We start from the raw sequence: 23,094 nt of genomic DNA, 5'->3' as shown, positions 1-23,094 counted from the left end.
CGGACCCCTTTTCCCGCGCGCCCGATCTGAGTACCGTAGTGTATACCGTATGCACCGGAAGCCTGATGGGAGCGGGAAGATGAGCGACATGGCCGACCGCGCACGCGCCGTGGTCGACGCACACCGCGGTGACCGGGGCGCGCTGCTGCCCGTCCTGCACGGGCTGCAGGCCGAGTTCGGCTACGTCGACCAGGCCCTGCTGCCGCTGGTGGCGAAGGAACTGAACCTGTCCCGCGCCGACGTGCACGGGGTGGTCAGCTTCTACACCGACTTCCGCACCGAACCGGCCGGGCGCACCGTGGTGAAGCTGTGCCGCGCGGAGGCCTGCCAGTCGGTCGGCGCGGAACGGCTGGTGGCCCACGCCGAACAGGTGCTCGGCAGCAAGGTCGGCCAGACCACCGCCGACGGCTCGGTGACCCTGGAGCAGGTCTTCTGCCTCGGCAACTGCGCGCTCGGGCCGGCCGCACAGGTCGACGGACGACTGCACGGCAATCTCGACGAAGCCGCGCTGGACAGCATCATCGCCGAAGCGGAGGCGGGCAAGGCATGACCATCACGATCTACGTCCCCAGGGATTCCGCCGCCGTCTCGGTCGGCGCCGACGCGGTGGCCGAGACCATCCAGCGTGACGCCGAAGCACTCGGCGAGGACATTCGCCTGGTACGCAACGGTTCCCGCGGCATGCTCTGGCTCGAACCACTGGTCGAGGTGGCCACCGAAGCGGGTCGCGTCGGCTACGGCCCGGTCACCCCCGGCCGCGCCGGTGAGGTGCTCGCGGCGATTCTCGACGACGGCGAGCACGAGCTGAACCTCGGCCGCGTCGACGACCTGCCGTGGATGACCGGCCAGACCCGGCTCTGCTTCGCGCGCGTCGGCCTCACCGATCCGCTTTCCGCCGACGACTACCTCGCCAACGGCGGCACCGCCGGGCTGCGGAAGGCACTGGAACGGGAACCGGCGCAGGTGGTCGCCGCGGTGACCGAATCCGGTCTGCGTGGCCGCGGTGGTGCCGGATTCCCCGCCGGGATCAAGTGGAAGACCGTGCTGGACGCCCCGGCGGAGCAGAAGTTCGTCTGCTGCAACGCGGACGAGGGCGACAGCGGCACCTTCGCCGACCGCATGCTCATCGAGGGCGACCCGTTCTGCCTGATCGAGGGCATGACCATCGCCGCGTACGCGACCGGCGCCACCGAGGGCTACGTCTACCTCCGCTCCGAGTACCCGGACGCGGTCGCCACCCTGCGCCAGGCCATCGAGATCGCCTACGCGCGCGGCTGGCTCGGCGAGAACATCCTCGGCTCCGGCGCGCGCTTCGACCTGTTCGTGCGCGTCGGCGCGGGTGCCTACATCTGCGGCGAGGAGACCTCCATGCTGGAAAGCCTGGAGGGCAAGCGCGGCATGGTGCGCGCGAAACCGCCGATCCCGGCGATCACCGGCCTGTTCGGCAAGCCCACCGTGGTGAACAACGTGCTCACGCTGGCGTCCGTGCCGGTGATCCTCGCCGACGGCGCCGAGGCGTACGCCGCGCTCGGCCGCGAACGCTCGCGCGGCACGCAGGTGTTCCAGCTGGCTGGCAACATCGCGCGCGGCGGCGTGTTCGAGACGGCGTTCGGCATGTCGCTGGCCGAGCTGATCAACGACTACGGCGGCGGCACCCGCTCGGGCAGGCCGGTGCGCGCGGTCCAGGTCGGCGGCCCGCTCGGGGCCTACCTCCCGGCCTCGCAACTGGACGTGCCGCTCGACTACGAGGCGTTCACCGAGGCCAAGGCGATGCTCGGCCACGGCGGCATCGTGGTTTTCGACGACACGGTCGACATGGCGTCGATGGCCCGGTTCGCGATGGAGTTCTGCGCGGAGGAGTCGTGCGGCAAGTGCACGCCCTGCCGGGTCGGCTCGGTGCGCGGGGTGGAGACCATCGACCGGATCAGAGCCGGTGAGGATCCCGACGCGAACCTGGCGCTGCTGGGTGATCTCTGTGACCTGATGACCGACGGATCGCTGTGCGCGATGGGCGGGCTCACGCCGAACCCGGTGCTCAGCGCCCTCCGCCACTTCCCGGACGACTTCACGGCGCGGCAGGAGAGCCAGTCATGACGCTGTACAAGGAACACGACCTCGGCACCCCGGCGGTGCCGGGCCCGGCCACGGTTTCACTGGAGGTCGACGGCCATCCGGTGGTGGTGCCCGAGGGCACCTCGGTGATGCGCGCGGCGGCGATGACCGGGATCGACATCCCGAAGCTGTGCGCCACGGACAGCTTGGACGCCTTCGGCTCGTGCCGGCTGTGCCTGGTGGAGATCGACGGCCGCCGCGGCACCCCGGCCTCGTGCACCACGCCGGTCGCCGACGGCATGAAGGTCCGCACGCAGACGCCGCGGGTGGAGAAGCTGCGGCAGGGCGTGATGGAGTTGTACATCTCCGACCATCCGCTCGACTGCCTGACCTGCTCGGCCAACGGGGACTGCGAGCTGCAGGACATGTCCGGCGTGGTCGGGCTGCGCCAAGTCCGCTATGGCTACGAAGGCGAGAACCACCTCGACCTCGAAGCCGATCACAGCAACCCGTACTTCGACTTCACGCCGTCGAAGTGCATCGCCTGCTCGCGGTGCGTGCGGGCGTGCGGTGAGGTCCAGGGCACCTTCGCACTGACCATCGAAGGCCGCGGGTTCGAGTCGAAGGTCTCCGCGGGCGCGGGCGAGCTGTTCATGGACTCCGAGTGCGTCTCGTGCGGAGCGTGCGTCCAGGCCTGCCCGACGGCCACGCTGCAGGAGAAGTCGGTGGTCGAGCTGGGCATGCCGACCCGCAGCGTGCTCACCACCTGCGCCTACTGCGGGGTCGGCTGCTCGTTCAAGGCCGAACTGCGCGGCGACGAACTGGTGCGCATGGTGCCGCACAAGGACGGCGGCGCCAACGAGGGCCACTCCTGCGTCAAGGGCCGGTTCGCCTTCGGTTACGCCACCCATCCCGACCGCAAGCTCAAGCCGATGGTCCGCGAGAAGATCACCGACGAATGGCGCGAGGTCGAGTGGGACACCGCGATCACCTACGTGGCCGACAAGATGCGCGAGGTGCAGGCACGCCACGGCGTCGGCGCGATCGGCGGCATCACCTCTTCCCGCTGTACCAACGAAGAGGTGTACGTGGTGCAGAAGATGGTGCGTGCCGCGTTCGGCAACAACAACGTCGACACCTGCGCGCGGGTCTGCCACTCCCCCACCGGTTACGGGCTGAAGCAGACCTTCGGCACGTCGGCCGGCACGCAGGACTTCCGCTCGGTGGCGGCGTCCGACGTGATCGTGGTCATCGGCGCGAACCCGACCGACGGGCACCCGGTGTTCGCCTCGCGGATGAAGCGGCGGCTGCGCGAGGGCGCGAAGCTGGTGGTGATCGATCCCCGCCGGATCGATCTGGTCCGCTCCCCGCACATCGAGGCGGCGCACCACCTCCAGCTCGCGCCGGGCACGAACGTCGCGGTGGTCAACGCGATGGCGCACGTGGTGGTCACCGAGGGACTGGTCGACCAGTCCTTTGTGGACGAGCGCTGCGAGGACTTCGAGGAGTGGGCGGAGTTCATCGCGCGGCCGGAGAACAGCCCGGAGGCGGTCGAGGAGATCACCGGCGTTCCGGCCGCCGACCTGCGGGCCGCCGCGCGGTTGTACGCCACCGGCGGCAACGCCGCGATCTACTACGGCCTCGGGGTCACCGAGCACAGCCAGGGCTCGACCATGGTGATGGGCATGGCGAACCTGGCCATGGCGACCGGCAACATCGGCCGCGAGGGCGTCGGCGTCAACCCGTTGCGCGGGCAGAACAACGTGCAGGGTTCGTGTGACATGGGCTCCTTCCCGCACGAGCTGTCCGGCTACCGGCACGTCTCCGACGACGCGGTGCGCGAGGTGTTCGAGACGCTGTGGGACCGCCCGCTGCTGGCCGAGCCGGGCCTGCGCATCCCGAACATGTTCGACGCGGCCATCGACGGCACCTTCCGCGCGTTGTTCGTGCAGGGCGAGGACATCGCGCAGTCCGACCCGAACACCAAGCACGTCACCGCCGCACTCGAGGCACTGGACCTGCTCGTGGTGCAGGACCTGTTCCTCAACGAGACGGCCAAGTTCGCGCACGTGTTCCTGCCGGGCACCTCGTTCCTGGAGAAGGACGGCACCTTCACCAACGCCGAGCGCCGGATCAACCGGGTGCGCCCGGTGATGGCGCCGAAGACCGGCAAGCACGAGTGGGAGATCGTCTGCGAGATCGCCGAGGCGATGGACTACCCGATGTCCTACGCGGCGACCAGCGAGATCATGGACGAGATCGCCGCGGTGACCCCGACCTTCGCCGGGGTCTCGTTCGAGAAGCTGGACAAGCTCGGCAGCGTGCAGTGGCCGTGCAACGACGCCGCGCCCGAGGGCACGCCGATCATGCACGTGGACGGGTTCGTGCGCGGGAAGGGCCGGTTCGTGCCGACCACCTACGTGCCGACCGAGGAGCGCAGCACGCGCAAGTTCCCGTTGATCCTGACCACCGGGCGGATCCTGAGCCAGTACAACGTGGGGGCGCAGACCCGGCGCACCAAGAACGTGGCCTGGCATCCGGAGGACCTGCTGGAGATCCACCCGCACGACGCCGAGGTCCGCGGGATCACCGACGGGGACGAGGTGGCGTTGTCGAGCCGGGTCGGCGAGACGAAGCTGCGGGCGATCCTGTCGGACCGGATGCCGGTCGGGGTGGTCTACACCACCTTCCACCACCCGGTGACCGGGGCGAACGTGGTGACCACGGAGAACTCCGACTGGGCGACGAACTGCCCGGAGTACAAGGTGACCGCGGTGCAGGTGGCGCTGCGCCAGTCCAGCGGCGCCGCGGTGCCGGTGATGGCGGAGTAGGCGATGAAGACGAACCCGCAGGTCCGGCTGGCCAACGAAATCGCGCTGCAGTTCCGCGGCCAGCCGGAGGACCGCGCCGCGGCGGTGATCGCCCAGCACATCCGGCAGTTCTGGGATCCGCGGATGCGCGCTGATCTGCTGAGCCGGGTCGAGGCCGATCCGTCCGATGTGGACCCGCTCGTCCGCGCCGCCGTCCGCCACCTGACCTGAGCTGCCAAGCCCAGGGACCCCTCCCAACCCAAAGTGAGCCGGGAACCCAAGCCAGAGAACCACCCAGAGTCCCCCTTCCCCATCCCGGTCCACAGCCAAGGACACGGCAAAGACCCGTAGTCACACTGAAAAACCGGGGTGGCGGCGCGGAACGACAATGCCGGAAAGCCCCGGTGGGCGCCGAGGGGGTCGACGCCGCACCGGGTCCCCCGGGGGGGTCAGTTGGGGTTGGGGTCGAGTGCGACGGCGATGTCGGTGATCAGCAACGGGAACACGCCGACGGCGGTGGCCAGCCCGGTCAGCGGGTCGACGGTGAACAGGGTCGCGTCCCCGTACGGCGGCACGAGCAGGGTGGCGAAGGCCGTGTTCGACACGGTCTTGCCGCCGGCCAGGTCGCTGTAGATGTCGGCGCCGGCGTTGGTCGCCGCGGTGGTGCCGAGCGAGCCGGTGTTCACCAGGAATCCGTTGTTGGCCGGCGACTGCACGGCCACGTTCGCGCTGATCGTGTTGATGTCGAACAGCGTGGTCGCGGTGGTGCCGTTGAGGTCGTTGTTGGTGTAGGCGGCCGCGGTCACCCCGGCGATGGTCGCGGTGTTGGGTCCCGAGCTGAGCATGCCGTCGGCGACCGTGGTGCCGGTGTTCAGATCGTGCCGCAGGTTCTGCCCGGTGTCGCTGATCACCCGCAGCCGGTCGGCGGCCGGGTTGAAGTCGACGCCGAAGGTGGTGCCGTGCAACTGGACGGTCAGCTGCGAAACCTTCGTCACCACCACGTCGGAGTTCCCGGTCGGCAGCGTGATGGTGTAGATGCCGCCCCAGTTGCCCACCGCGTAGAACTTCCCGTCCTGCACGCGGAAGTCGATGCCGATCGCGGAGGTGTCCCCGGCCAGCCCGCTGATCCGGCGGACCCAGTTGAGCTCCTCCGGTTTGTCCGTGGTGAACGTGGCCATCGTCCTGCCGTCACTGGTGATCCCGAACGCGCGCAGCGAAGCGGACGCCGTGCCGTCCGTGCTGCCCGCGGCCGAACCACTCGACAGCCCGGCGGCGAGCGCCGCCGCGGCCACCAGCGTGGTCACCGCGGCGACGCCGCGCCTCATCCGTGACTCCATCGCCTGTCCCCTTCCTCACCGCGGCACGCTGCCTGCCGCCAGGCGCATCAGCCTTCCCGAGGCGGACACGCGGTGTCATCGTGAGAGGCGGTGAAAACCACGGGCGGCGGGGAAAGATCGAATTGTCACTTCGGGCAATGGACACGCACCGAGTCGCTAGGAGTGCAATGTGTAGTGCGGGAAGTTGCCCGGCGGCCGCTCACCGGCCGGGCCCTGGGTCACCGAGCGCACCAGCAGTTCGCCGCCGACGAACGCGCCCCGCCACGACGCGCCGAGCCCGCCGAACAACTCCTCCCGGTCACCACGCGAACGCGGGCGGTTGATGCCCACCTTGAACGCGCGCACCTGCGCCGAAAGCCGTTGCGCGGTGGTTTCCTCGTCGCACGACAGGGTCGCCACCAGCGCGCCGTTGCTGACGTTCATCGCGGCCAGCAGCTGTGCCTCGGTGTCCACCACCTCGATGGTGTCGACGGGGCCGAACGGCTCGGCGTGGAACAGCGGCGACGAGCGTGGCGGGTCCAGAATGGACACTGGCGCCAGGTACGCGGAAGTGTCCTGCCCCGGCAGGAACCGCCCGTCGCCGACTTCGCCGCGGTGCAGCGGGACGCCGCCGTTGCGTACCGCCTCCTCCACCTGGTCGGCCAGTTCCTTCGCCTTGCCCGCGTTGATCAGCGGACCGAAGTCCAGTTCCGGCAACGGGTCTTCCGGTGCCTCGACGGCTAGCGGGTGGCCGAAGCGCACCGACCGCACCGCGGGCAGGTACACCGAAAGGAAACGGTCGAACAGCTCGCGCTGGACCACGAACCGAGGATAGGCGGTGCACCGCTGCTTGGCGTAGTCGAAGGTCTTGCGGATCTGCCCGGCGAGGGTGTCCCAGTCGCCGTACTCCCATACGCCCCAGCAGTTCAGCCCTTCCTGTTCGAGCACGTGCCGCTTGCCGGGATCGGCCAGCGCGGCGGCGATCCGGCCGCCGGCGTCACGTCCGCCCACAAAGGACACACAGCCCAGTGCGGGCCCGCCGACCAGCGGACCGGACAGTTCCGCGCCATTGCCGCTGAGCAGGGTCAGCGGCAGCCCTTCGCGCACCGCGAGCGCCACCGCCATGGTCAGGCAGCACAGGCCGCCGTCGGTCGGTGTTTTGGCGATCACCGCGTTGCCGGACAGGGCCTGCACCAGCATCGCGTGCATCAGCACGCTCATCGGGTAGTTCCAGCTGGCGATGTTGCTGACCGGGCCCTCCAACGGGACGCGGCCCTGAAGCATCGGTTCGATTTCCTCGACGTACCAGCGCACACCGTCGATGCAGCGGTCCACATCGGCCATCGCCAGCCGCCACGGCTTGCCGATCTCCCACACCAGCAGCAGGCCGAGCAGTTCGCGGTGCTCGGTCAGCGAGTCCAGCGCGGCGGTGACCCGCGCCTTGCGCTCGGCCAGCGGCACTTCGCGCCAGCGGACGTGCGCGTCGAGCGCGGCGGCCACCGCGTCGGCGGCGGTACCGGCGGTCAGGCGCGGTGGCCCGTGGATGGCGCTGCCGTCCACCGGCGACGTGGCGTCACCGGGCCTGCCGTCCCACGTCCACCGCCCGCCCCAGTGGTTCGCCACGCGTTCGGCGGCGAACGCCTCGGGGGCCAGGTCACAGGCACGCCCGTAGGCCGAGGCCCAGTCGGTGCCGGGTTTGAGCGAAAAACTACCCATCTGTACTCCTTGCCGGAAGGTGCCGGGAAAGGGTGTGTTCTGCGTCTCAAGACCTGTAGACTGTATGCAGTATGGAACATGTTGGCAACGCCGTTCTCGGTCGGAGGCGAAGATGAGCCCGTCTGGCGCACCGCAGCAGCAGGAGGAAGTCCGGGGATTCTGGGATCGCCCGCCTGGCCCGTACCGCGTTTTCGGCTATCTGGGCCGCACCTACCGGGTCGGGCCCGCCGCCGAGCAGCTCACCGGGCGCTCGCGGGCCTGGGTGCTCGGCCCGGCGCTCGCCGCGATGGCCGCGATCGGCGTGCCGCAGTACGCCTTCGGCCTGCTGGTGCCCGGCCTGCTCGACCGCGGCTGGACCATGGGCCAGGCGTTCGGACTGCTCGCGCTGTGGACGGTTTTCCAGGCCGGGGCTGGTTTTCCCGCCGCCTACCTCCGTGAACGCGGCCGCATCGGCCCGCGCGCGGCCATGCTGACCGGTGCGGTGCTGGTGCCGCTCGGACCGCTCGCGCTCGCCTTCGACTCCGGGCTCGTCGGCGTGCTCGGTTATTCCGTGCTCTCCGGGACCGGCGCGGGCCTGGTGTACGCGACCTGTTCCTCCACGGTGGCCAAGTGGTTCCCGGAGCGCTCCGCGGCCGCGACCAGCCTCGCCACCGGCGCGTTCGCCTGCGGCTGCGTGCCGTTCGTGATCGCCTTCGCCGTCGGCAGCGGGACCGGCACCCTCTCCCCCGTGCTGATCGCCACCGCGGTGGTGCTCGCGGCGGTCATCGCCACGTCGGCGCTGCTGTTCCGCGACCCGCCGCCGAACTGGTGGCCGCCGCACCTCGACCCGCGTGAATGGGCACTGGACCGCCGCCTCAACCCGCGCCGCGCCGCTCGTCAGTACTCCTCCCGCCAAGCACTTCGCACCGGCGCGCTGCCGCTGATGTACGTGATCGTTTTCCTTGCCAGCGCGGTATCCCTGCTCGACGTGGCGTTCCTCGCGGTGATGGCGGCCGGCCGCGGCCTCGGCCTGCCCGCGGCCGCGATCGGCACCTGCCTGCTGGTCGGGGTGAACGGGGTCGGGCGCTCGCTGGCCATCCGGATCTCCGCCGAAGCGGGCCGGGTGCGCACGATCCGCGCGGTGGTCGCCATCCTGGGCGCCGGGCAGCTCGTGCTGGCCGGCGCGGTCGCCTCGGGTTCGGTGGCCCTGCTGCTGCTCGCGGCGGTCGTCGCCGGAGCCGGTGGCGGTGCCTTCTACCCGCTGTTCGCCAGCCTGGCGCGCGAGTACTTCGGCGAGCGCTCGCACCTGGAGACCAACGCCGTCATCTACAGCGCGAAGGCGCTCGGCGGGGTGGCCGGGGTCGGCGCGGTGGCGCTGGTGGCGACCAGCTGGGGCTACACCACGATCTTCCTGATCGCCGGCGCGCTGGCGCTCGGTGCGGCCTCGTTGTGCCGCAGGCTGCGGCAACCGGGTTTGCTCAGCACGATTCCGGTTACCCGTTCCCCATTGCCCGGAGTTTGACCGGAGTTTGAAAACCAAGGGGGTGACCACACTTTCGGCGGTAATCTGCGCCCCTGGTCACCCCGCGCGGCGGAGTCCGGCGCAGCCAGGTGAAAGCCATGTCACACTGAAAACACCCGATGTGTGACTGCGTTCACCAAACCGGACAAAGATTCGCATTGTATGCTGTAGGCAGTCGACGAAAAACTACGGGGAGTCGCCGGAACCACCGGTGCCGCTCCGCCGACCAAGCCCTGGGAGACATCATGCAGCCGACGGAGTTGCCGACAAGCGTGGCGGCTCGCCGGATCGACCGGCCGGTGCCCCTGCGCGAGCGGGTGTACCAGTCGATGCAGGAGCTGATCATCTCCGGGCACCTCGCAGCGGGCCAGCACCTGGTCGAAAGCGAGCTGGCGGAGATGCTGGGCGTGTCCCGCCAGCCGGTCCGGGAAGCACTGCAGCTGCTCAACTCCGAGGGCTGGGTGGATCTGCGCCCCGGCTACGGCGCCTTCGTCCACGTGCCCACCGAGGCCGAGGCCGACGAACTGCTGGTGGTCCGTGCCCTGCTGGAAACCGAATCCGCCCGCCTGGCCGCGCTGCACGCCGACGCGGCCGGGGTGGCCAGGCTGCGCGAGCTGTGCCGCCAGGGCGAAGCCGCGGTCGCTGTCGACGACATCGAAGGCATGGTGGAGGCCAACGCCGCCCTGCACCGCTGCGTGACCGAGCTGTCCGGCAATCGCGTGCTGCTCGACTTCGCCACCCAGGTCGATCGCCGGGTGCGCTGGTACTACACGCCGATCGCCCGCCAGCGCGGGAAGCGGTCCTGGCAGGAGCACGCGAAGATGGTCGACGCCATCGAAAAGGGCGACGCCGAGGCCGCCGCGCGGATCATGCGCGAGCACACCGAGCGGACCCGCAAGTCCTATTTGGACCAGCGCAAGTCCGCCGCCGAGCCCGAACAGCCGCCGACCCTGGTCCGCACCCGCCGCCGGCCCGGCACCGCGTCCGCGCGGCGGTAACCCCGCCCGGCGCACCGCACCCCGCAGTAATCAGACCCAGCACCGGCACGGCCGATGACGGCCGTGCCGGTGGGAGAAACCCTGGGTACCTCCGGAAAGAAGGTGAAACAGTTATGCGCACGATGAAGGAACTGATCAAGGACGTGCTCGGCGCGCCCCGCGGCTTCAACGCCGACGGCCGCGCGATGGGCCTCGGCCTGGCGACCGCGATGGAGGCCGCCCGCCGCGACCCCAGCACCGAGGTCGAGGACTACCTGCGCCGCGAGGCGGCGACGGGCAGCAGCGGCGAGCGGAACGCTCCCGTCTCCTGATCTTCACGAGGTGGCGACCGGCTCCTTGGCGCGGTCGGCCCGCGTCTTGAGCAGGCTCGCCACCGTGGTCACGGCCAGCGTGCCGATGATCACCGTCAACGACACCACGATGGGGATGGCCGGGGCCCAGGCGACCCCGTCGTGGTGCAGCGCTTCGAGCACCAGCTTGACCCCGATGAAACCGAGGATCACCGCGAGCCCGTAGGACAGGTAGACCAGCTTGTCCAGCAGTCCGCCGATCAGGAAGAACAGCTGGCGCAGGCCCATCAGTGCGAACGCGTTCGCGGTGAACACCAGGTAGGGCTCCTTGGTCAGGCCGAAGATGGCCGGAATGGAGTCCAGCGCGAACAGCAGGTCGGTGGTGCCGATGGCGACCATCACGATCAGCATCGGCGTCACCAGCCGCCGTCCGTCCACTTTGGTCACCATGCGGGCACCGTCGTAGTCGTCCGCGGTCGGCAGCACCCGCCTGGTCAGCCGCAGCACCGCGTTTTCCTTGAAGTCCTCCTCCTCGTTGTTGTGGCGCAACAGCTTCCAGGCGGTGAACACCAGGAAGGCGCCGAAGACGTAGAACAGCCAGGCGAAGCTCTCCAGCGCCTGCGCGCCGACCGCGATGAAGACCGCGCGCATCAGCAGCGCCAGCACGATGCCGACCAGCAGCACCTTCTGGCGGTAGAGCTTCGGCACCGCGAAGGTGCCCATGATGATCACGAAAACGAACAGGTTGTCCACCGAGAGCGAATACTCGGTGAGCCAGCCGGCGAAGAACTCGCCGCCTGCCTTCGGCCCGGCGAAGGCCACCAGGCCCAGGCCGAACAGGCAGGCGAGGCTGACATAGAGCGCGACCCACCCGGTGCACTCGCGCAGCGAGGGATCGCGGGGATTGCGGGCCACCAGCCAGAAGTCGAGCAGGATGACGAGGGCCAGCACGGCCACGGTCACCATCCACACCCAGGCGGGAAAGGCGGGCATCTCCATCGGCACCTTTCTTCGTCACCGGCGATTGGCGCGTGCTTTCGCTTTCGCCTCCCGCCTGGCTTGCTTCGCCGAGTACAGCAACCGCGAATGCGCGGCGTACCGGTCGTAGGCCACCGCGGCGGCCGGGTTGCGGATGGCGACCTTCGCCAGCCACTGCGGCGCGATGCGCTCGTGCATCCACAGGAAGCCGATGGCGAACCCCGCGCTCACGATCGCCTGGAACGCCAGGAAACCGGGCAGGTCGGCGGGGACACCGGGCTCACCGAAGATGGCGTAGCGCGCGGCCGCCTCCTGGATCAGCCGGGCCAGCGGGAACCCGAAGAGCCAGAGCAGCGCAGCCGGGGCGAAGGTGCCCGGCCGGACCACCCCGCGGACCATCAGCAGGCTGTACAGCCCGCCGACGAGCCCCAGCGGCAGCGCGAGCGCCACCGCCGAGACCATCGCCCAGCCGGCGGGCTGACCGGCGATCGCGGTCAGTCCCCCGGCCAGCACGCCGGCCAGCGTGCCCACGGCGAACCCGGGAAAGGCCAGCTCGCCGGTGCGGCGCAGGCGTTCTGCGTTCGGCATGACCACCACCGCCATCAGTCCAGTACCACGCCGAAGCGGATGAGGCTGTAGAACAGCATGCCGAGGTAGAACACCGCGCCGAAGCCGATCACCAGGTTCGTCCACCACTTGGGGCGGATCGGTTTCGGCAGCAGCTTGTTGTTCACCAGCAGCAGCACCACGCAGTAGGCACCCATCGCGAACGCGGACAGGAACGAGAGCACGTCCAGGATCTGGCTCGGTCCGTCGGCCGGGCCGAACAGCAGGATCAGGATGCCGAAGATGATCAGGCCCCACAGGAATCCCGCGTACAGGTGGGACATCTTCAGCTTCTTCGCGCCGGGCACGAAGAAGTAGGTCATGTCCGCCTGTCCGCGCGAGAACGAGTCGAACAGGCCCAGCGTGGCGTTCATCCCGATCAGGGCGATGAAGCCGAGGAACACCGAGCCGAGCACCGGCCCGCCGACCACGGCGAAGGTGTCCGACATCGCGCTCAGCGCCGCCTCGCGCTCACCGGATTCGATCAGCGCCTTGACGTCGGGGCTGTTGCGGTCGGCCGCGCGGGCCAGGACCGTGAACGAGATCGTCACCAGCATCGTGACGCCCCAGAACAACAGCAGCGCGTCGAAGGTCACCCAGCGCCGCCAGCCCTTCCACTTGCGCATCTCCTCCGGGTCGGAGGTGTCGAACATGTAGCCGCGCGAGGGCATCTGCTCCTCGTTGCCGGCGTGGCGCAGCCCGCGGATCTTCGGGATGTGCGCGCCCATTCCGGCGCCGCTGTCACGCAGGTGCAGCGTGTACCACATCTGCTGCATGCCGGACGGCCCGGCGAAGGCGATCGAGCCGACCACGATCGGGAACCAGGTGGACGACATCGCCTCCGGCGGGAAGTACCCGAAGGCGAACATGCCCGAGAGCGTGCTGGTCACGTCGCTCCAGTTGCCCACCATCGAGGCCACCACCGCGGTGCCCACCACCAGCAGCCCGATCATGATCGAGAGCAGGTTCTCCAGCAGGTTGTAGACCACCTTGGCCAGGCTGAAGATCACCCCGACCAGAACCAGGCCAACGCAGGCGGCCACGACCCACGGTATGCCGGTTATCTCCTCCAGCGCCGCCGCCCCGGCCGATACGTGGCCGGGCCAGATATAGACCAGGATCGCCACCGCGAAGAAGAACCACATCAGCGGTTTGAAGATGCGCGCGGCGCCGGTGAAGATGCTCTCCCCGGTCGCCATCGCGTACCGCGCCATTTCCAGCATCACGATGGCCTGGAGCGTCACGCCGATCAGGAACAGCCATCGGATGTCGGGGCCGAACACCAGCACCAGCCTGGGCCACATGTAGGACTCGCCCATGCCGACGCCGAGCGCCACCAGGAACACCGTCGGTCCGAGGATGTGGATCGAGGGTGGTGCCTCGGGCAGCGGGCGGATCGGCATCGGCTCCAGGCCGCCTGCCTTCCAGACCCGTTCCCCGGCTGGTGAGGCCGCGGCCTCACCACTCGCCGATCCCGAGATCGGCACTTTCGAAGAATCCACCATTGGCCTCTCCGTTTCACCGCGTTGTCGTCAGCCGCTTTTTGTTCTCTCGGGTGGAGACCCCCTCCCAGACCGCGCCCGTGGTTCAGGCCGGGCGGAGCAGACCGGCCGACCGCGCCCACCGGTACTTCGCGCCGAGCACCTGGACCGGGCGCTCGGTGGTGTACGGGTATGCCACGATCCCGTGGTCGTAGAGGTATTCGCAGGCCTGCTCGACCTCGGTGTCCCCGGCCAGCGAGGCGACCACGGGCTTGTCGATGCCCTGGTCCCTGGCTTCCTGCACGACCTTGGCGATCAGTTCGGCGAAGACCATCGGCGGGGTGACGATGGTGTGCCAGTAGCCGAGGATGAGCGCGTGGATGCGGTCGTCGGTCAGGCCGAGGCGGACCGTCGCCTCGTAGGTCGACGGCGGCTCGCCGCCGGTGATGTCGATCGGGTTGCCCGCCGCGCCGAACGGCGGGATGAACTTGCGGAAGGACTCGTCCAGGTCCGGCGGAATGTCCATCAAGGACAGTCCTGCTTCGACACAGGCGTCCGAGAGCAGCACGCCGGAACCACCGGCCCCGGTGATGATCACGACGTTCTCGCCCTGGGGCGTGGGCAGCAGCGGCAGGCCACGCGCGTACTCGAGCATCTCGTTCAGCCCGGGTGCGCGTACCACGCCGGCCTGCCGGAGGATGTCGTCGTAGACCTTGTCGTCACCGGCCAGCGCGCCGGTGTGCGAGCTGGCCGCCCGCGCGCCGAGCGCGGTCCGCCCGGCCTTGAGCACCACCACCGGCTTCTTCTTGGTGATCCGCCGCGCGGCGTCGACGAAGGCCCTGCCGTCCTTGAGGTCTTCGAGGTGCATCGCCACGCAGGTGGTGTTGTCGTCGTGCTCGAAGAAGGTCAGCAGGTCGTCTTCGTCCACATCGGACTTGTTGCCGAGGCCGACGATGGCCGACACGCCCATCTTCGTGGTGCGGGAGAAACCGAGGATGGCCATGCCGATGCCACCGCTCTGCGAGGTCAGCGCCACGCCGCCGCGCACGTCGTACGGCGTGCAGAAGGTCGCGCAGAGATTGCTCGGTGTGTAGTAGTAACCGTAGATGTTCGGCCCGAGCAGGCGGATGCCGTGCCGCCGGGCCACTTCGACCACCTGGTCCTGCAGCTCGACGTTGCCGGTCTCGGCGAACCCGGACGGGATCAGCACCGCGGCCGAGACGCCCTTGGCACCGCACTCCTCCAGCGCGCCGGGCACGAACTTCGCCGGGATGGCGAACACGGCGACGTCGATGTCGCCCGGTACGTCACCGATCGCCTTGTACGCCTGGCGGCCTTCGACCTCGTCGGACTTCGGGTTGATCGGGTGGATCTGACCCGCGTACCCGCCGCCGATCAGGTTGCGCATCACCGAGTTGCCGATCTTGCCCTGCTCGTTCGACGCGCCGATCACCGCGACCGCGGCCGGGTTCATCAGCTTGGTCATCACCCGCAGGATCTCGTCCGGATCGTGCCGGACCGGCTCGGCGACCTCCTCGGTCTCCACCAGGATCCGGACGTCGGCCGCGGTGGCCCCGTCCTTGGTGGCGAACACCGGGTTGAGGTCGACCTCGGCGATTTCCGGGAAGTCGGTGACCAGCGCGGAAACCCGCTCGACCACCCCGGCCAGCGCATCGGCGTCCACCGGGTCCGCGCCACGGACCCCGCGCAGCACTTCGGCCGCCTCGATGCCGTCCAGCATGGACCTGGCCTCGTCGGCGTCGATCGGCGCCAGCCGGAAGGTGATGTCCTTGAGCACCTCGACCAGCACGCCGCCGAGGCCGAACGCGACCACCTTGCCGAAGGTGGAGTCGGTGGTCGCGCCGATGATCACCTCCTGGCCGCCGGCCAGCATCTGCTGCACCTGGATCCCGGCGATCTCCGCGGAAGCGTTGTACGCCTTGGCATTGGCCAGGATCCTGCGGTAACCCTCACGCACCTCGTCGGCGCTGTCGACGCCGACCAGCACGCCGCCCGCGTCGGTCTTGTGCAGGATGTCCGGCGAGACGATCTTCAGCGCCACCGGGAAACCGAGGTCCGCGGCCAGCTTCGCCGCCTCGTCCTCGGTGGTGGCCAGGCCCTCACCCGGCGTCGGAATGCCGTAGGCCTCGCAGATCCGCCTGCCCTCCGGCGCGGTCAGCGCGGCACGTCCTTCGGCGCGGACCTTGTCGAGCACTTCACGTACCGCGGCGGTGTCCACGTTGGTTTTCGACACCTCAGATCACTCCGTTCGACTGCAGCGCGGCGAACTCGGCGGCGTCCACGCCCAGTTCGCCGCTGAAGATTTCCTGGTTGTGCTCGCCGAGCAGCGGGGAGCGCTCGACCTCGACCGGGGAGTCCGACAGCTTGATCGGGCAGCCGACCGTGGTGAACTCACCGCGCTCGGGGTGCGGCACGCGGACCACCATGTCGTTGTCCGCCAGCGAGGTGTCCTCGATCAGCTCCTTGGTGGACATGATCGGTCCACACGGGACGTTGTGCGCGTTGAGCTTCGCGAGCACTTCCCACTTGCTGTGGTTGATCGTCCATTCCTCGATCAGCTGGAACATCTTGTCCAGCTTGGGCAGCCGGGCCTCCGGCGTGGCCCATTCGGGATCGTCGGCCAGTTCCGGGCGGCCGATCAGCTTCGCGATCGGCTCCCAGCCAACCGGCTGCACGATCACGTACACGTAGTCGTTCGGCCCGCCGGGCGCGCACCGCACCGCCCAGCCCGGCTGCCCGCCGCCGGAGGCGTTGCCCGAGCGGGGCACCTCGTCGCCGAAGTTCTCGTTCGGGTACTCGGCCAGCGGGCCGTGTGTCAGGCGCTGCTGGTCGCGCAGCTTGACCCGGCACAGGTTGAGCACCGCGTGCTGCATGGCCACGGTGACCCGCTGCCCGCGGCCGGTGTGCTCGCGCTGGTAGAGCGCGGCGAGAATGCCTGCCACGGTGTGGATGCCGGTGCCCGAGTCGCCGATCTGCGCGCCGGTCGCCAGCGGCGCGCCGTCCTCGAACCCGGTGGTGCTCATCGAGCCGCCCATCGCCTGCGCGACCACCTCGTAGGCCTTGAAGTGCTTGTACGGCCCGTCGCCGAAGCCCTTGATGGAGGCGTAGATCAGCCGCGGGTTGAGTTCCTGCAGCTTGTCCCAGCCATAGCCCATCCGCTCGATGGTGCCCGGCCCGAAGTTCTCCACCAGGATGTCGAAGCGGGGCACCATCTCGGTGAACAGCTCCTTGCCCCGCTCGCTCTTCATGTTGAGCGTGATGCTGCGCTTGTTGCTGTTCAGCATGGTGAAGTAGAGACTGTCCACATCGGGCAGATCACGCAGCTGCTTGCGGGTGATGTCGCCCGACGGCGCCTCCAGCTTCACCACGTCCGCGCCGAGCCACGCCAGTATCTGCGTGCAGGACGGACCGGACTGCACATGGGTCATGTCGAGCACGCGAATGCCCGCCAACGCCTTGGTCATCTCCGCACTCCCCTACTTGTACATGGTCTGGTTCATCGTTCCCGGCGCGTAGACGTCGGGATCGACCCAGACGTTGATCAGCGACGGCTTGCCGGACTCGCGGGCGCGCTCCAGCGCGGGCCGGATGTCCGCCGGGTCGCGGACCTCTTCGCCGTACCCGCCGAGCATGCGGGCGAACTCGTCGTAGCGGACGTCACCGAGGGTGTTGCCGATCCGGCCGCGTGGTTCGCCGTACTTCTGGATCTGGCCGTAGCGGATCTGGTTCATCGACGAGTTGTTCCCGACGATGCCGACGAACGGCAGGTTGAACCGGACCATGGTCTCGAAGTCCCACCCGGTCAGGGAGAACGCGCCGTCGCCGAAGAGGCAGACCACTTCGGACTGCGGCCGGGCGTACTTGGCCGCCATCGCGAACGGCACGCCTACGCCGAGCGTCCCGAGTGGACCGGGGTCCATCCAGTTGCCCGGTGCCTTCGGCTGCACCACCTGACCGGAGAAGGTGACGATGTCGCCGCCGTCGCCGATGTAGATGGAGTCCTCGGTGATGAACTCGTTGATCTCGTGCACCAGGCGGTACGGGTCGATCGGGTTCTGCTCGGAGAGCTGGCGCGGCAGGCGCTTCTGGTACGCCTCGTTCTCCACCGCGCGCAGTTCCTCCAGCCACGCCTTGCGCTTGACCGCGCCGTTGCTGATCCGGCCGGTGGACGCCGCGGTGACCGCGGTCAGCACCAGCCCGGCGTCGCCGACGATGCCGAGGTCGACGTCGCGGTTCTTGCCGACGGTGCGGTAGTCCAGGTCGACCTGCACCACCGTGGCCTCGTGGGAAAGCCTGCGCCCGTAACCCATCCGGAAGTCGAACGGGGTGCCGACGATGATGATCAGGTCGGCGTTGTTGAAGGCGTAGCGGCGCGAGAGCTGGAAGTGGTGCGGGTCGCCGGGCGGCAGCGTGCCGCGGCCGGAGCCGTTCATGTAGGCGGGTACGTTGAGCCGCCGCGCGAACTCGGTGGCCGCCTCGGTGGCCCGGCAGGTCCACACCTGGCTGCCCAGCAGCACGCACGGTTTCTCCGCGTGCGCCAGCAGGTCCGCCAGTTTCTCGATGGCCACCGGGTCACCGGCCGAGCGGGTGGAGGCCCGGTAGTGCCCGGCCTCGGGCACGCGGGCCTTCTCCACCGGGACCTTGGCGTCGAGCACGTCGCGCGGGATCTCCAGGAAGGACGGGCCCGGCGCACCGTGGAAGCACTCGCGGAAGGCCATCGAGACGATGTCGGCCGCGCGCTCGGTGGCGGGCACGGTGGCCGCGAACTTGGTGATCGGGGTCATCATGTCCACGTGCGGGAGGTCCTGCAGCGACCCCATCTTGTGCTGGGACAACGCGCCCTGGCCGCCGATCAGCAGCATCGGGCTCTCCGCGCGCAGCGCGTTCGCCACGCCGGTGACCGCGTCGGTGGTGCCGGGCCCGGCGGTGACCACCGCGCAGCCCGGTTTCCCGGTGATCCGGGCGTAACCGTCGGCGGCGTGCGCCGCGACCTGCTCGTGCCGGACGTCGACCACGTCGATGCCCTCGTCCACGCACCCGTCGTAGATGTCGATGATGTGCCCGCCGCAGAGGGTGAAGATCACGTCCACGCCCTCGGCCTTGAGTGCCTTCGCCACGAGGTGGCCGCCTGAGATCAGTTCGGGCGTTTCCGTGCGCGCCTGCCCGCTGACCCCCGCGGCGCTCTCCGGCACTGTCTGGACCGTCTGCGCCATTGCCTCGTCACTCCTCACTCGGTCGTACTGCCGTACCCGCTGTGCTGATTCCGCATACTGCATACCGTATGAATCCATATCGTGGACCCCGGCGCTGACCGTGTCCACCCCCAATCGTCGGATGAACCCGATCTTCAGTCGCGCCAGTCGATCCGCGGCCAGCCGTCGGCGAGACGGTGCACGCGCGCCACCGCCTCGGCGGGCGGAACACCGCGCCCCACCGCCACCCCGAGCAGGAAGGCGGTGATCGGCGCCGCCGGCCGGGCCACCGCCGAAGCGGATTCCCTGGCCACCTTCAGCACCACCGCCCGCTCGCAGTCCGCGGCGTCCAGCCCCAGTTCGGCGCAGACCGCCACGGTCCAGTCGCTGAGCATGTTCATTTCGCGCACCCCTCTTTCGGAGAACCGGCTGGGAGGCGAACACATTGACGAAAGGTACCCATACCGTATACTGCATACAATTCCTACACAAGGAGTGACGCCGTGAAAGTCGCTGTTCTCGGCGCCGGCGCCATCGGCGCATATGTCGGTGCCCATCTCAGCCGGGCCGGGGCCGAGGTCCATCTCGTCGCCCGGGGCCCTCATCTCAAGGCAATGGCGCAAGCAGGCGTCCGCGTGCTCAGCGCGCGCGGAGACTTCGTGGCGCGGCCACGGGTCACCGACGATCCGGGTTCCATCGGCCCGGTCGACCACGTGTTCCTCGGCCTCAAGGCCAACGGGTACGCCGCGGCGGGCCCGATGGTGAAACCCCTGCTGCACGAACGCACCACGCTGATCGCCGCGCAGAACGGCATCCCGTGGTGGTACTTCCACAAGCTGGCCGGGAAGTACGAGAACTACCGGATCAACAGCGTCGACCCGGACGGCGCGGTCTCCGCCGCCCTGCCGGTCGAGCGCGCGATCGGCTGCGTGGTCTACGCGGCCACCGAGATCACCGCGCCCGGGGTGATCACCCATCTGGAGGGCACCCGCTTCTCCATCGGCGAACCCGACGGCTCGATCTCGCCGCGGTGCTCGGAGTTCTCCGCGGCGATGGTGGCCGGCGGGCTCAAGTGCCCGGTGGAGGCGGACCTGCGCCGCGACATCTGGCTCAAGCTGATGGGAAACATCGCCTTCAACCCGATCAGCGCGCTCGCCAGGGCCACCATGGCGGGCATCTGCCGTCACGTCGGCGCGCGCGAGGTGGTGGTGCAGATGATGCGGGAAACCCTCGCCGTGGCCACCGCGCTCGGCGCGAATCCGGATATCTCCATCGAACGCAGGCTGGCCGGTGCCGAACGCGCCGGTGAGCACAAGACCTCCACGCTCCAGGACCTGGAGAAGGGCAAGCCGCTCGAACTGGACGTGCTGTTGCAGGCGGTGGTGGAACTGGCCGAGCTGACCGGGGTCGAGGTGCCGACGGTGCGCGCGGTGTGCGCGCTGGCGGACCTGCTCAACCACCAGCTGGTGTCGGCCTGATGGGCAGGGTGACCGCGCGGCGGCGGGTGGTCCGGATTTCGCCGTCCGGGCGGACGTCCCGCGCGGACACCCTGGCCGCCGAAGAACCACTGGAGGTGCGAGTGGGCGGGCGCGCGCTGTCGGTGACCATGCGCACGCCCGGCCACGACTTCGACCTCGCCGCCGGGTTCCTGGTGAGCGAGGGCGTGGTCGGCGCGACGGAGGAGATCACCGGCATCGCCTACTGCGCGGGCGCCACGTCGGACGGCTCGAACACGTACAACGTGCTCGACGTCCGGCTGGCACCCGGGGTGTCGCTGCCGGAGTTCTCGCTCGACCGCAACGTGTACATGTCCTCGTCGTGCGGGGTGTGCGGGAAGGCGAGCCTGGACGCGGTCCGCACCGAGGCGCGTTGGTCGGTGCGCGAGGACCCGCTTTCGCTGGATCCCGCCGTGTTGTCAGGGCTGCCGGACACCTTGCGCGCGGCGCAGCGGGTTTTCGACCGCACGGGTGGATTGCACGCGGCCGGTCTGTTCACTGTGGACGGTTCGCTGCTGTGCCTGCGGGAGGACGTGGGGCGGCACAACGCGGTGGACAAGGTGGTCGGCTGGGCGCTGCGCGCGGGCCTGCTGCCGCTGCGTTCGTCGATCCTGCTGGTCTCGGGGCGGGCTTCGTTCGAACTGGTGCAGAAGGCCGTCATGGCCGGAATCCCGGCGCTGGCGGCGGTTTCGGCCCCGTCGTCGCTGGCCGCCGACCTCGCGGAGGACACCGGGCTCACCCTGGTCGGCTTCCTCCGCGGCGAGACGATGAACGTCTACACGGGCGCCCACCGCCTCACGGAGCCCGCGCCGGTGCCGTGAGTGCCTGCCTCCACCACATTCGTGACATGTGGTGGAGGCAGCGGCCGCGGTCAGGGCTTGCCGGAGAGGGTTTCGACCACCTTGAGCAGGGCCGAGTGGTCCAGTCCGCCGTGGCCCTGGGCGCGGGCGGCGGCGATGAGCTGCGCGGTCAGCGCGCCGACGGGCAGCGCCACCTCCGCCTCGCGGGCGGCGGCGAGCACGATGCCCATGTCCTTGTGGTGCAGGTCGATCCGGAACCCCGGCTGGAACTCGCGCGCCACCATCGACTTCCGCTTCAGTTCGAGGATCCGGCTGCCCGCCAGCCCACCGGCCAGCACCTCCAGCCCGGCCGCGGCGTCCACACCGGACGCCTCCAGCAACACGATCGCCTCGGCCACCAAGGCGTAGGTGCCGCCGACCACCAGCTGGTTCGCCGCCTTCACCGTCTGCCCGGCACCGTGCGGGCCGACGTGCACCCTGGTTTTGCCGAGCACGTCGAAGATCTCGGTGGCGGCGAGGAAGTCCTTCTCGTCACCACCGGCCATGATGGACAGTACGCCGTCGATCGCGCCCTGCTGCCCGCCGCTGACCGGCGCGTCGAGCACCCGGACGCAGCGGGTCGAAGCGAGTGCGGCCACCCGCCGGGAGGTCTCCGGCCGGATGGTGCTCATGTCGATGAGCAGCGTGCCCGGCTTCGCGAAGTCGAGCACGCCTTCCTCGCCCAGCACCACCTCTTCCACCTGCGGTGAGTCCGGCAGCATGGTGATCACGACGTCGGCGTCGACCACCGCCTCGGCGATCCGGTCGCACGGGCGCCCGCCCGCGGCGACGAGCTTTTCCAGCGCGGGCCGGTGCACGTCGTACCCGGCCACCTGATATCCGGCGGCCGCCAGGTTCACCGACATCGGGCCGCCCATGATGCCGAGCCCGATGAAACCGATCGAGTTGCTCATTCGCCCTCCAGCAGCCGTCGCACCAGGTTCGCCGTCTCGGTCGGGGTCCGGCCGACGAGCACGCCGACGGCCTCCAGCGCCGCCTTCTTCGCCGCGGCCGTCCCGGACGAGCCGGACACGATCGCGCCCGCGTGCCCCATGGTTTTCCCTTCCGGGGCGGTGAATCCGGCGACGTAGCCGACCACCGGCTTGGTCACCCGCTCGGCGATGTACTCCGCCGCGCGTTCCTCGGCGTCCCCGCCGATCTCGCCGATCAGCACGATCACCTCGGTCGCCGGATCGGCCTGGAACTCCGCCAGCGCGTCGATGTGCGTGGTGCCGATGACCGGGTCACCGCCGATGCCGACCGCGGTGGTGAAACCGATGTCACGCAGCTCGTGCATCAGCTGGTAGGTCAGCGTGCCCGACTTAGACACCAGCCCGATCGGCCCGGCGCCGGTGATGTCGGCCGGGATGATGCCCGCGTTGGACTTGCCGGGACTGATCACGCCGGGGCAGTTCGGCCCGATGATCCGGGTGCGGCCGCCCTTGGCCACCGCGTGCGCCCAGAACCAGGCCGCGTCGTGCACCGGGATGCCCTCGGTGATCACCACCGCCAGCCCGATCTCCGCGTCGATCGCCTCCACCACGGCGTCCTTGGCGAAGCGCGGCGGCACGAAGATCACCGAGGTGTCCGCGCCGGTTTCCACCATCGCCTTGCCGACGTCGTCGTAGACCGGCAGCCGAACACCGCCGATCTCCGCGGTCTGCCCGCCCCGGCCGGGCGTGACGCCACCGACCACGGAGGCACCGGCGGCGAGCATGCGCGCGGTGTGCTTGCGCCCTTCGGACCCGGTCATGCCCTGGACGATGATCCGGGATCGCTCGGTCAGGAAGATCGCCAT

The 23,094-nt window shown here is 69.5% G+C and carries 20 protein-coding genes; 9 read left to right on the top strand and 11 right to left on the bottom strand.

Translation table 11 applies throughout. The features are described from left to right. The first annotated feature begins 79 nt into the window (after positions 1 to 79). Genes YIM_RS18940 through YIM_RS18925 form a run of 4 tightly spaced genes read left to right on the top strand, consistent with a single transcriptional unit; the run spans position 80 to position 5,093 of the window. The gene (locus YIM_RS18940) at positions 80 to 550 is read left to right on the top strand and encodes a formate dehydrogenase subunit gamma (protein WP_153031619.1); all 471 of its coding nucleotides are present in this window, start codon (positions 80 to 82) and stop codon (positions 548 to 550) included. After that, positions 547 to 2,094 (top strand): NADH-quinone oxidoreductase subunit NuoF, encoded by a 1,548-nt coding sequence (locus YIM_RS18935; RefSeq protein ID WP_153031618.1) that lies wholly within the window; start codon positions 547 to 549, stop codon positions 2,092 to 2,094. The genes YIM_RS18940 and YIM_RS18935 overlap by 4 nt, the downstream gene beginning before the upstream one ends. After that, positions 2,091 to 4,883 (top strand): formate dehydrogenase subunit alpha, encoded by a 2,793-nt coding sequence (gene fdhF / locus YIM_RS18930; protein ID WP_153031617.1) that lies wholly within the window; start codon positions 2,091 to 2,093, stop codon positions 4,881 to 4,883. Before YIM_RS18935 ends, fdhF begins: the two co-directional genes overlap by 4 nt. A gap of 3 nt (positions 4,884 to 4,886) precedes the next feature. Next, positions 4,887 to 5,093 (top strand): formate dehydrogenase subunit delta, encoded by a 207-nt coding sequence (locus YIM_RS18925; protein ID WP_153031616.1) that lies wholly within the window; start codon positions 4,887 to 4,889, stop codon positions 5,091 to 5,093. Between the two features lie 218 nt (positions 5,094 to 5,311). Here YIM_RS18925 and YIM_RS18920 read toward each other — a convergent pair whose 3' ends face one another. After that, positions 5,312 to 6,187 (bottom strand): DUF4394 domain-containing protein, encoded by an 876-nt coding sequence (locus tag YIM_RS18920; RefSeq protein ID WP_228004819.1) that lies wholly within the window; start codon positions 6,185 to 6,187, stop codon positions 5,312 to 5,314. A 168-nt stretch (positions 6,188 to 6,355) separates the two neighbouring features. Next, positions 6,356 to 7,894 (bottom strand): aldehyde dehydrogenase family protein, encoded by a 1,539-nt coding sequence (locus YIM_RS18915; protein ID WP_153031614.1) that lies wholly within the window; start codon positions 7,892 to 7,894, stop codon positions 6,356 to 6,358. Positions 7,895 to 8,006: 112 nt separating this feature from the next. Here YIM_RS18915 and YIM_RS18910 point away from each other — a divergent pair, with 112 nt between their 5' ends. From YIM_RS18910 to YIM_RS18900, 3 genes are all read left to right on the top strand, one after another. Further along, entirely contained in the window at positions 8,007 to 9,395 is a 1,389-nt protein-coding gene (locus YIM_RS18910; RefSeq protein ID WP_194240210.1) for an MFS transporter, read from the top strand. 245 nt (positions 9,396 to 9,640) lie between these two features. After that, positions 9,641 to 10,393 (top strand): GntR family transcriptional regulator, encoded by a 753-nt coding sequence (locus YIM_RS18905; protein ID WP_153031612.1) that lies wholly within the window; start codon positions 9,641 to 9,643, stop codon positions 10,391 to 10,393. Between the two features lie 113 nt (positions 10,394 to 10,506). Beyond that, a complete protein-coding gene (locus YIM_RS18900; RefSeq protein ID WP_153031611.1) occupies positions 10,507 to 10,704 on the top strand; it encodes a hypothetical protein in 198 nt (65 codons plus the stop codon). A 3-nt stretch (positions 10,705 to 10,707) separates the two neighbouring features. Here YIM_RS18900 and YIM_RS18895 read toward each other — a convergent pair whose 3' ends face one another. From YIM_RS18895 to YIM_RS18865, 7 genes are all read right to left on the bottom strand, one after another. Then, positions 10,708 to 11,676, bottom strand: a complete 969-nt coding sequence (locus tag YIM_RS18895; RefSeq protein WP_153031610.1) for a TerC family protein — start codon at positions 11,674 to 11,676, stop codon at positions 10,708 to 10,710. 21 nt (positions 11,677 to 11,697) lie between these two features. Further along, positions 11,698 to 12,249, bottom strand: coding sequence for a hypothetical protein (locus YIM_RS18890; protein ID WP_153031609.1), 552 nt, complete (start codon positions 12,247 to 12,249; stop codon positions 11,698 to 11,700). Between the two features lie 14 nt (positions 12,250 to 12,263). Next, positions 12,264 to 13,754 carry an Nramp family divalent metal transporter gene (locus tag YIM_RS18885; RefSeq protein ID WP_228004818.1) on the bottom strand — a complete coding sequence of 497 codons (1,491 nt, stop codon included), beginning with the start codon at positions 13,752 to 13,754 and terminating at the stop codon, positions 12,264 to 12,266. Between the two features lie 100 nt (positions 13,755 to 13,854). Then, the gene (locus YIM_RS18880) at positions 13,855 to 16,002 is read right to left on the bottom strand and encodes an acetate--CoA ligase family protein (RefSeq protein ID WP_153031607.1); all 2,148 of its coding nucleotides are present in this window, start codon (positions 16,000 to 16,002) and stop codon (positions 13,855 to 13,857) included. 1 nt (position 16,003) lies between these two features. After that, on the bottom strand, positions 16,004 to 17,233 hold the full coding sequence (gene frc / locus YIM_RS18875) for a formyl-CoA transferase (protein WP_153031606.1): 1,230 nt from the start codon (positions 17,231 to 17,233) through the stop codon (positions 16,004 to 16,006). A gap of 12 nt (positions 17,234 to 17,245) precedes the next feature. Beyond that, positions 17,246 to 18,982: a thiamine pyrophosphate-binding protein gene (locus YIM_RS18870; protein ID WP_153031605.1), complete on the bottom strand. Its 1,737-nt coding sequence runs from the start codon at positions 18,980 to 18,982 to the stop codon at positions 17,246 to 17,248. A gap of 134 nt (positions 18,983 to 19,116) precedes the next feature. Then, on the bottom strand, positions 19,117 to 19,362 hold the full coding sequence (locus tag YIM_RS18865; RefSeq protein WP_153031604.1) for a DUF6457 domain-containing protein: 246 nt from the start codon (positions 19,360 to 19,362) through the stop codon (positions 19,117 to 19,119). Between the two features lie 102 nt (positions 19,363 to 19,464). Between YIM_RS18865 and YIM_RS18860 the strand changes: the two genes are divergently transcribed. After that, positions 19,465 to 20,439, top strand: a complete 975-nt coding sequence (locus tag YIM_RS18860; RefSeq protein WP_153031603.1) for a ketopantoate reductase family protein — start codon at positions 19,465 to 19,467, stop codon at positions 20,437 to 20,439. Next, the gene (fdhD, locus tag YIM_RS18855) at positions 20,439 to 21,278 is read left to right on the top strand and encodes a formate dehydrogenase accessory sulfurtransferase FdhD (protein ID WP_153031602.1); all 840 of its coding nucleotides are present in this window, start codon (positions 20,439 to 20,441) and stop codon (positions 21,276 to 21,278) included. Before YIM_RS18860 ends, fdhD begins: the two co-directional genes overlap by 1 nt. 50 nt (positions 21,279 to 21,328) lie before the next feature. Here the strand turns inward: fdhD and YIM_RS18850 are convergent, their stop codons facing one another. Both YIM_RS18850 and sucD read right to left on the bottom strand, forming a co-directional pair. Beyond that, complete coding sequence (locus tag YIM_RS18850) at positions 21,329 to 22,210, bottom strand: 2-hydroxy-3-oxopropionate reductase (protein WP_153031601.1); 882 nt, start codon at positions 22,208 to 22,210, stop codon at positions 21,329 to 21,331. Next, positions 22,207 to 23,094 (bottom strand): succinate--CoA ligase subunit alpha, encoded by an 888-nt coding sequence (gene sucD / locus YIM_RS18845; RefSeq protein ID WP_153031600.1) that lies wholly within the window; start codon positions 23,092 to 23,094, stop codon positions 22,207 to 22,209. The genes YIM_RS18850 and sucD overlap by 4 nt, the downstream gene beginning before the upstream one ends.

It is taken from the genome of Amycolatopsis sp. YIM 10 (assembly GCF_009429145.1).
In the GTDB taxonomy this organism is placed as follows: Bacteria; Actinomycetota; Actinomycetes; order Mycobacteriales; family Pseudonocardiaceae; genus Amycolatopsis.
The sequence above is the reverse complement of the archived record's forward strand: the minus strand, read 5'-3'. Positions and strand labels throughout refer to the sequence as shown.